The sequence below is a fragment of the Streptococcus sp. 2018162 genome, from assembly GCF_019754175.1.
GTDB classification, from domain to species: Bacteria; Bacillota; Bacilli; order Lactobacillales; family Streptococcaceae; genus Streptococcus; species Streptococcus hashimotonensis.
Window position 1 is genome coordinate 1 of the sequence record NZ_JAIJZP010000013.1, and the last position, 6,102, is coordinate 6,102.

2 protein-coding genes are annotated in these 6,102 nt (G+C 41.9%); both read right to left on the reverse strand.

The genetic code is table 11. The features are described 5' to 3' along the window. Window positions 1–4,573: isopeptide-forming domain-containing fimbrial protein (locus K5Q22_RS09175; protein WP_221868615.1), on the reverse strand; the 4,573-nt coding region annotated here is incomplete at its 3' end. Window positions 4,574–4,693: 120 nt separating this feature from the next. Beyond that, window positions 4,694–6,102, reverse strand: a 1,409-nt coding sequence (locus K5Q22_RS09180) for a G5 domain-containing protein (protein WP_221868617.1), incomplete at its 5' end; no start/stop codon positions are given.

A 6,102-nucleotide genomic window follows, 5' to 3' on the forward strand; every position in this document is an offset into this window, starting at 1 on the left:
ACTCTAAGACATCTACGAGGGTATCGCTGATCTCAAAGGCTGTCGCATCAGTTGGTACCGCACTGGTGATATGGTAGGTGAAGCTTTCTTCACGTGTTGCCAAGTCCGCACGGTCCGCTCCATTTACGTCCTTGACAATCGGTGGATTCTCTGGACTTGGTGGAGTGACGGTTACTGGTTCTGACGTTACTTTTGGTTTATTATCAACCGTAATATTCGCAACGTTAGGAACTTTGACTGCTCCATCTGTAATGTAGTCTGACAAGTTGACATTAGCACGAATCTTAGCTTTAAATGTCACCACGACTGCCTGACCTTGAAGTTTAGAAAGTTGATCTGACGTCAAGTTGATCGTCAAGTTTTGGTTTTCTGTCTTCACAGTTGTGTCCTGTGTGACATCTTTATCACCAATCTTAACAACGACTTCGCCCTTACCATCTGCTCCCGCAAACTCTAGAACATCCTTCAGTTCGTCAGTGATTTCGAATTTCTTCGCATCAGTTGGAACCTGAGTAGAAATGCTGTATTCAAACGTTTGGTCACGGTTTGTCAAGTTCTCATGAGCTTGACCGTTAACCTTCTTATCTACTGTCGGTGTTGGTGGAGTTGGTGGGGTGACGGTTACTGGTTCTGACGTTACTTTTGGTTTATTATCAACCGTAATATTCGCAACGTTAGGAACCTTGACTGCTCCATCTGTAATGTAGTCTGACAAGTTGACATTAGCGCGAATCTTAGCTTTAAATGTCACCACGACTGCCTGACCTTGAAGTTTAGAAAGTTGATCTGACGTCAAGTTGATCGTCAAGTTTTGGTTTTCTGTCTTCACAGTTGTGTCCTGTGTGACATCTTTATCACCAATCTTAACAACGACTTCGCCCTTACCATCTGCTCCCGCAAACTCTAGAACATCCTTCAGTTCGTCAGTGATTTCGAATTTCTTCGCATCAGTTGGAACCTGAGTAGAAATGCTGTATTCAAACGTTTGGTCACGGTTTGTCAAGTTCTCATGAGCTTGACCGTTAACCTTCTTATCTACTGTCGGTGTTGGTGGAGTTGGTGGGGTGACGGTTACTTCATTAGATTCTTTAGGATTATTGTTCAGAATATACTTAGCTGTATTCGGAATAAGCGTTGTTCCAGTTTGAACATACTTATCTGCTGACAGGTTTGCATCTCCTCTAATCTTAGCATTAAAGGTAACAACTATTGGCTTACCTGCATCATTTGTAAGTTGCTCTTTCGTGAACTTAATACCTAAATTACGTCCGACAGCTGATACTTCAACTGCATCTGTAACCACTGTATCTGCAATTTTAACAACTACATCACCTTGGTTTCCTGCAAATTCAAGTGCCTCATCCAACTCATCAGTGATTTCAAACGTGTCGGCACCTTTAGGAACCGTTGATTTGATTGTGTATTCGAACACCTCATCACGCTTCGTTAAGTCAGCGTGTTGTTTCCCATTGACTTGTTTTTCAATAAGTGGTGGTGGAGTAACAATAACTGGTGGAGTCGGCGGAGTTTCTTTTTCACCTGTGCTAGACGGATCACGGTAGTAGACTTTTGCCTCATTAGGAATCTGTGCAAAGGCTGTACCAGATTTCACTTTAGCAGGAATCGTTAAATGAACTGTCTCGCCTCCAGATAATAATGCAAAACTACCTGGTTTGATTGCTGCTGTTACAGTACGTGTAGCCGCATCGTAACTTACATCAAAATGTTGACTTAATTCTGCATTGACAAATGGTTGTGCTCCATCTTTAAGTTCAAGACGTTCATCCAAGACGTCAACAATCTTGTATGACTTATAAGCGCTGATATTATCAGGCAATTTTGTCTTAATATCAAACGTGAAATCTTCACTCTCTTGGAGAACGTTGTGTTCATCCTTCGCATCGTTGATTTTCTTGCTGATTCCTGGCTCTTTTGGAGTCACATATACAATATTAGAGGTTTGTGGTTTCCCGTTCAGCACTACTTGTGCTTCGTTAGGAACCTTGATTTCGCCATTCACAACATACTTAGCTAAATTCGCATTATCTCGAATTTTTGCCTTGATTCCAATTCTAACCACAGCTGGTTGAGTGTAGTTAGCCGTCGCTCGACGAATCTCCAAATTCAAACGTGCATTGACATCAGCTTTAACCAAGTTCAAAGCAACGGACTGCTTGTTGGCATCAATAGCCAATTTCCCTGACAATGTTGTACTTGGGGTATCGTTAATAAATACCTCTGCCGAGATAACCTCTAGCTCAGGAACTAGGGTATCTGAAATAGAGTAGGTATCAAACAAACCTGGCCATGAAGACTCCACATTATAGTAGAATTCTTGCGACCTATTTTCTAGATACTCTTGTGAGTTTCCAGGTTTATAACCTGCTTCCTTATTTGGAACACTTTGAACATCTTTTTTGATGTCTGTTTCCACAGGAGGTTTAACATAGACAGTATTTGAACGACGTGTCTTAGCTTCCTCATCTTCCGGATTATTTGTCTTACCGTTCCATACAATGTTTGCTTGGTTTAGGATACCCAAACCATCATTCTCTTGTAAAATTTGACGATAAACAACCGGATTGTTCGCATTCGAATATTGATCCTTAATACGCACCTTCACATGAAGAGTATATTGCTTGAATTTGTGAGCTCCATACTTACCTTCATTCACATACTGAGTCTGTGTTCCAGGCGCTTCCGGAATATCCGCAACAACAATCGTTCGTTGATTACCTAGGGCATCGTTCCCTGTGGTCGTTCGAATGTTGAAATTATTTAGACGTTGGCCATCTTGACCTGTCACATAAGCATCGACATACTCTAAACGATAGTCTAGCTTGTCGATCAACATAGGATTTGCTTCGAAGTTCAATGGCGCATTATTCATGCGATAAAGAACTTGGTACGTAAAGTCTTCGCTAAATGTACTCAAATTAGCAGCGTATGACTTTTTACCTTTTACAACTGGATCATCCAACTGACCTGTATCATTAGATTGATCCGCATCTGTGATAGATTTCGTTGCACTTGGGTAACAGTATTTCAAGTCAGTAACTTGAACAGTGGTTGGATCCTTAGAACCAATCAAATCACTTACATAGTCACCAACCTTAAAGCGTCCAGTCAACTGACCGACTGTTTCGGTCTTAGTTTCTGGTTGGTAGCCATCGGCAGGATCTGTTTCCTCATCTTCTGATAGAGCCGCATCTTCTGCCGCTGTCTTAGTCAAGTCGTATTCAAACGAGTTTTTACCAGGATTAAAGACGCTGTCTGGTACAGAAATCGTTACTTTAGTCCCTTCTTGGGTAACGGTACCTTTGATTTCTGTGTTCTCGTTCGTTACTGTCTCAACAACCTTCTTGCCATTGATGGTAACACTATTAACTTTATAACCATCCGTAACCGTAAAGTCACCAACAATATTTTCTTTAGTCAAAGCAGACGTAACAGCTTTCAAGATTTTTGTTGAGAAAGCGTTAATGTCATTTTGCTCATTGACATAGAAGGAAACATTTTCACCATTAATTTCTTTATCTGGCGAACTAACTGATTTCAAAGCTTCTTCAAAAACTTCACGTACAGAACGATCATCTCCGGTATTAATTCCCGCTCGTGCAAAAACATCTCTATTTAGATAAGTATCCCAATATGCTCCTGATGTTACAAACTGTGATTGATCTTCCCAGAAGCCAACAACAACTGTACCATCTGCACCGACCGATTGCTTGATACGATTACCAGCTTCTTTCAATTCATTTGCTCGAGCTATATAATTCTGACCAAACTCACCTAAAAAAGTATATCCTAGATATCCTGCGTAGTTGTATAAGGCGTCATAGTCCGTTCTCCCTGAACGAAGCATAGATACCAAATGTTGCATACGATAAACACTTAAATCTAAATATTTTGTTCCGTTAACATCATGTACGTTCGCAACACCATCCGTAATCAGTAAGAAGACTGTCTTACGGTTATTGGCCATGCCTCCGCCCTGAAGCTTCGCAGTATTATACTGGGCTAAAATCTGGTCAATAGCTGGAACAGTAGGCGTCAATCCTCCTACAGTAAACCCATTGATATAATTATCAATTTGTTGCTTGCTAGATAGAAGACTTCCTCCTGTGGATGTAAAGCGATATCCATTCTGCGCTACGGTTCGTCCCAATGTTGTAAAATTCGAATCCGAAGTAGCGACATTATTCGAATCAGCAGCATCAAACAAACGATAACCATCCGCACCACCATATGATGCTACCATAACTCGGTCTGTGGTTTTAGGATCATCCGTGAAAACTAGTCGCGGATTTTTCTCATCGTATTGATCAGCTGCTACTGGAGTCGTCAAATCAATCAAGGCGTCTTTTACATTACGAATTGTATTTGTAAAAGATCCACTCGCATCCTGCAAGATTACCAAGTCAATTGGCTGACGTGGTAATCCCCAGTTCACTTCTTGCTTTGTTTCAATCTTAATCGCACAACCTTTTTGCGAGACGGTTGTGGTTACTCCATCTGTGGTCGTTGAACCTAAGTCGGCGGCCTGGATATTCGGGACGGAAGTTATAAGCATACCTAGTTGTGATAGCAACACTGAGAACATCATAAACAGATGTCTCAGCCTTCGATACTTTTTCATAACTATTAAAAGTTCCTTTCTAGATAAATCCCCCTACGCTCACCAACAATCGTATTATTGTTGTTTGCGTTTTTTAATAAATGCCACCCCCATCATAACGAAACCAACAAATGTCATCCAAATAGATGTAGACACTCGCTCTCCCGTTTCTGGAAGCACCGTTTTATTTTTATCATTTTGTGAGGTTTTAGGTTTGGTTACCGTTTCCTCATTTTTTTGAACATCGTTCTTGATTGAAGGAGCTACTTTCTTCGTACCAACCTTAATCACTTCATTCACAGCTGGAGTTGTAACGCTATCGCTCTTAACTTCACGACCTGTTTCCACTCCATCTGTCTTCGTTACGGTATAGACGATTGTACGAACACCGGCCTTACCAGCTACGGATACAACTTCCTTACCTTCTTCAAGGGTAGGATCGTTCTCACGAACTGTCTCATAAGCAACAGCTTCTGTCTCCGTTACTTCTTCTGTTGTGATGACTGGTGCTTTCTTCGTACCAACCTTGATCACTTCGTTCACAGCTGGAGTTGTAATAGTGTCGCTCTTAACTTCACGACCTGTTTCTACTCCATCTGTCTTCGTTACGGTATAGACGATTGTACGGACACCGGCCTTACCAGCTACGGATACGACTTCCTTACCTTCTTCAAGAGTAGGATCGTCTTCACGAACTGTCTCATAAGCAACAGCTTCTGTCTCCGTTACTTCTTCTGTTGTGATGACTGGGGCTTTCTTCGTACCAACTTTAATCACTTCGTTCACAGCTGGAGTTGTAATAGTGTCGCTCTTAACTTCACGACCTGTTTCTACTCCATCTGTCTTCGTTACGGTATAGACGATTGTACGGACACCGGCCTTACCAGCTACGGATACGACTTCCTTACCTTCTTCAAGGGTAGGATCGTTCTCACGAACTGTCTCATAAGCAACAGCTTCTGTCTCCGTTACTTCTTCTGTTGTGATGACTGGTGCTTTCTTAGTACCAACCTTAATCACTTCGTTCACAGCTGGAGTTGTAATAGTGTCGCTCTTAACTTCACGACCTGTTTCTACTCCATCTGTCTTCGTTACGGTATAGACGATTGTACGAACACCGGCTTGTCCTGGTGTCACAACTGCTTCCTTACCTTCTTCAAGAGTAGGATCGTCTTCACGAACTGTCTCATAAGCAACAGCTTCTGTCTCCGTTACTTCTTCTGTTGTGATGACTGGGGCTTTCTTCGTACCAACCTTAATCACTTCATTTACAGCTGGAGTTGTAATAGTGTCGCTCTTAACTTCACGACCTGTTTCTACTCCATCTGTCTTCGTTACGGTATAGACGATTGTACGAACACCGGCCTTACCAGCTACGGATACGACTTCCTTACCTTCTTCAAGAGTAGGATCGTCTTCACGAACTGTCTCATAAGCAACAGCTTCTGTCTCCGTTACTTCTTCTGTTGTGATGACTGGGGCTT